This window comes from Streptomyces rugosispiralis (assembly GCF_024505145.1).
Classification (GTDB): domain Bacteria; phylum Actinomycetota; class Actinomycetes; order Streptomycetales; family Streptomycetaceae; genus Streptomyces; species Streptomyces rugosispiralis.
On sequence record NZ_JANIAA010000119.1, the window covers coordinates 1 to 3,859 of the forward strand.

The window sequence follows — 3,859 nt, forward strand, 5'->3', positions numbered from 1 at the left end:
AGTCTCATCCAGCCCCGCCGCATCGCCGAACACCACATCCCGCAGCGGACGCGCCAACACCCCATCGAACAGCGCGCACACCTCATCAAACGCGTCCGCGAACACCGGGAACGCCTCATACAGCTCCCGCCCCATACCGACCCGCTGACTGCCCTGACCCGAGAACAACACCGCCAACTTCCCCGGCACCACAGAGCCCCGCACCACACCCGCCGCCGGAACGCCCTCCACCAGCGCTTCCAGCCCGGCCGCAAACCCCTCACCGTCGCCCGCCAGCACCACCGCCCGCTCATCGAGGGCCGACCGTGTCGTAACCAGCGACAGCGCCACATCGGCCGGCGACGCCTCCGCCCCGGCCGCACTCCGGGCATACGGCAGCAAAAGCTCCGCCTGCGCCCGCAGCGCACCCTCGGACTTCGCCGACACCACCCACGGCACCAGCGCCGAGGGCTCCTCGAGCCCGTCGGTCACCGCCTCGACGACGGGCAGTTCCTCGGCGAGGTGCTCCAGGATGACGTGTGCGTTGGTACCACTGATACCGAACGACGACACACCCGCACGCCGCGGACGATCCGTCTCCGGCCACTCCACCGCATCCGTCAACAGCTCCACCGCACCCGCCGACCAATCCACATGCGGCGACGGCTCATCGACATGCAGTGTCCTCGGCAGCACACCGTGCCGCATGGCGAGCACCATCTTCATCACACCGGCCACACCAGCGGCGGCCTGCGTATGACCGATGTTCGACTTCACCGAACCCAGCCACAGCGGCCGGTCCTCGGCGCCGCGCTCCCGCCCATAGGTCGCCAGCAGCGCCTGCGCCTCGATCGGATCGCCCAGCTTCGTGCCCGTGCCGTGTGCCTCGACCGCGTCCACCTCGGCGGCCGACAACCGGGCGCTCTCCAGCGCCGCCCGGATCACCCGCTGCTGCGAGGGACCGTTCGGCGCCGTCAAACCGTTCGACGCACCGTCCTGGTTGACCGCACTGCCCCGCACCACGGCCAGCACCCGGTGCCCGTTCCGCCGGGCGTCGGACAACCGCTCCAGCAGCAGCACACCGACGCCCTCGGCGAGCCCCATGCCGTCCGCGGCCCCCGCGAACGCCTTGCAGCGGCCGTCGAGCGCCAGGCCGCGCTGGCGGCTGAAACCGATGAGGGCACCGGGGTTCGGCATGACGGCGACGCCACCGGCGAGCGCCAGCGAGCACTCCCCGTTCCGCAGCGCCTGCGCCGCCAGATGGAGTGCCACCAGGGATGAGGAGCAGGCGGTGTCCACGGTCACCGCGGGGCCCTCGAAGCCGAAGGCGTACGCGACGCGTCCGGACACGACGCTGGCCGCGCTCCCCGTCATCAGGTGGCCTTCGGAGCCCTCGGGCGCCTCATGCACCCGCGGCCCGTACTCCTGGTAGTTGGAGCCGATGAAGACGCCGGTGCGGCTGCCGCGCAGCGCGAGCGCGGGCACACCGGCACGTTCGAAGGCTTCCCATGAGGTCTCCAGCAGCAGCCGCTGCTGGGGGTCCATCGCCAGCGCCTCACGTGGCGAAATGCCGAAGAACGCCGGATCGAAGTCACCCGCGCCATAGAGGAAACCGCCTTCGCGCACATACGTCTTGCCGGGCGCGTCCGGGTCCGGGTCGTAGATGCCCTCGATGTCCCAGCCACGGTCGGTGGGCAGCCCGCCGATCGCGTCACCGCCGGACATGATGAGCTGCCACAGCCCTTCAGGGGAGGACACCCCGCCCGGATAGCGGCAGCTCATCGCCACGATGGCGATGGGGTCGTCGTCGAAGTCCACGGGCACGGCCCGTGCCGACCCGGCCCCGGCCGCCGTCCGCGGGAGGGCGGGGGCGTCCGCCTCGTCGGCCGTCGTCCCCGTCAGCTCGATGAGGATGTGCTCGCTCAGGGCGGCCGTGCTGGGGTAGTCGAAGGCCAGCGTGGCGGGCAGGCGCAGCCCGGTGGCCGCGTTGAGCCGGTTGCGCAGTTCCACGGCGGTCAGCGAGTCGAAGCCGAGGTCCTTGAACGCGCGCTCGGAATCCACCGCGTCCGAGGTGGCGTGTCCGAGGACGGCCACCACCTGCGTGCGCACCAGTTCCAGGACGGTGTGCTCACGCTCGGTGGGGGTCAGTCCGGTCAGCCGCTGCCGCAGGCCCGAGGAGGTGTCGGCCGACGCGTTCGCGACCGCCCCGGTGGTGTCGGTCCCCTCCTCGATACGTCGCATGGCGGGCAGTTCGTCCAGCAGCGGGCTGGGGCGGGCGGAGGTGAAGACCGGGATGAAGTTCTCCCAGTCGATATCGGCGATCGCCAGGTGGGTCTGATCGTGGTCGAGCGTCTGCCGCAGCGCGGCGATGCCGAGCGCCGGGTCCATGAACCGCAGTCCACGCCGTCGCAACTGGTCCAGGTCCAGGGCCTCGGGCATGTTGTCGCCGGTGGCGTCCCACACTCCCCAGGCCACCGAGGTGGCCGTCAGGCCGTTCGCCCGCCGTCGCTCGGCGAGCGCGTCCAGGTAGGCGTTGGCGGCGGCGTACGCGCCGTGGTCGCCCACGCCCCACATCCCGGACACCGACGAGAACAGCACGAACGCGTCCAGCGGGGTGTCGCCCAGCAGCTCGTCCAGATGGGCAGCGCCCGCCACCTTCGCGTCCATGACCTGGGCGAACTCCGCCGAGGTCGTCGCGCCCAGCCCGGCCAGGTCGATATAGGCCGCGGCGTGGATGACGGCGGTGAGCGGCCGGTCGTCGGGTACGGACGCGAGGACGCGCCGGAGCGCGCCGCGGTCCGCCACGTCGCAGGCTGCGACGGTGGCCCGGGTGCCCCGTTCGGCCAGCTCGGCGACCAGGTCTTCGGCGCCGGGGGCCGCGAGCCCGCGGCGGCTGGTCAGCACCAGGTGTTCGGCGCCGTTGTGCGCCAGCCACCGGGCCAGGTGGGTGCCGAGGGCGCCGGTGCCACCCGTGATGAGGACCGTGCCACGGGGTTTCCAGGCGCGCACCGGAGGAGTGTTCCCGAGGGGCGCCGGTTCGAGCCGCCGCAGCATCGCGCCCGAGGCGCGGATGGCGACCTGGTCCTCGGGGCCGCCGTCCGCGAGCACTCCGGCGAGCCGGGCCCCGGCCCTGGCGTCCATGGCGCGCGGAAGGTCGATCAGCCCTCCCCAGCTGTCCGGGTACTCCACCCCGGCCACCCGGCCGAGGCCCCATACCGCCGCCTGGGCGGGGCTGGTGAGCGGATCGGAGCTGCCGATGGACACCGCACCCTGGGTGGCGCACCACAGCGGAGCGCGGACGCCGAGGTCGCCGAGGGCCTGGATCAGGGCGAGGGTCAGGGTCAGGCCGGTGGTGGCCACGGGGTGGTCGGGGTACGGGTGTTCGTCCAGCGGCAGCAGTGACAGCACGCCGGACAGCGTGTCCAGCGGGTGGTCGGCGGTGGCGGCACGCAGCCGCTCGGCCACCGTGGCACGGTGTGCGTCGTCCGCGCCCAGCTCGACGAGGACGACATCGGCGCCGTGTGCCGCGAGCGCCTCGCGAGAGGCCGTGACCAGCGGGTCGTCGGCACGGGAGCTGGGAGCCAGCAGCAGCCACGGCCCCGGAAGCGAGGCGGCCGGGGTGCCGCTCTTGGGACGCCAGATCACGCGGTAGCGCCACTCGTCCACGGTCGATTCGGAGCGGCGCTGCCGACGCCACTGTGCGAGGGCGGGCAGGAAAGCGCCCAACGAGGCGTGCTGTTCCGTGGATTGGACCTGGAGCGTGGCGGCCACCGCCTCGGCGTCCTCGCGCTCCACGGCCTGCCAGAAGTGCGTGTCCGCGCTGTCTTCGGCCGGCGTGACCTCGGTGGGGCGCGCGGTGGTGGTCGAGGTGAGCCAGTAG

The 3,859-nt window shown here is 72.6% G+C and carries 1 protein-coding gene; it reads right to left on the minus strand.

The window, feature by feature from the left end:
* The coding region (locus NP777_RS46550; protein WP_256656270.1) for an SDR family NAD(P)-dependent oxidoreductase at positions 1 to 3,859 on the minus strand (3,859 nt) is incomplete at both ends.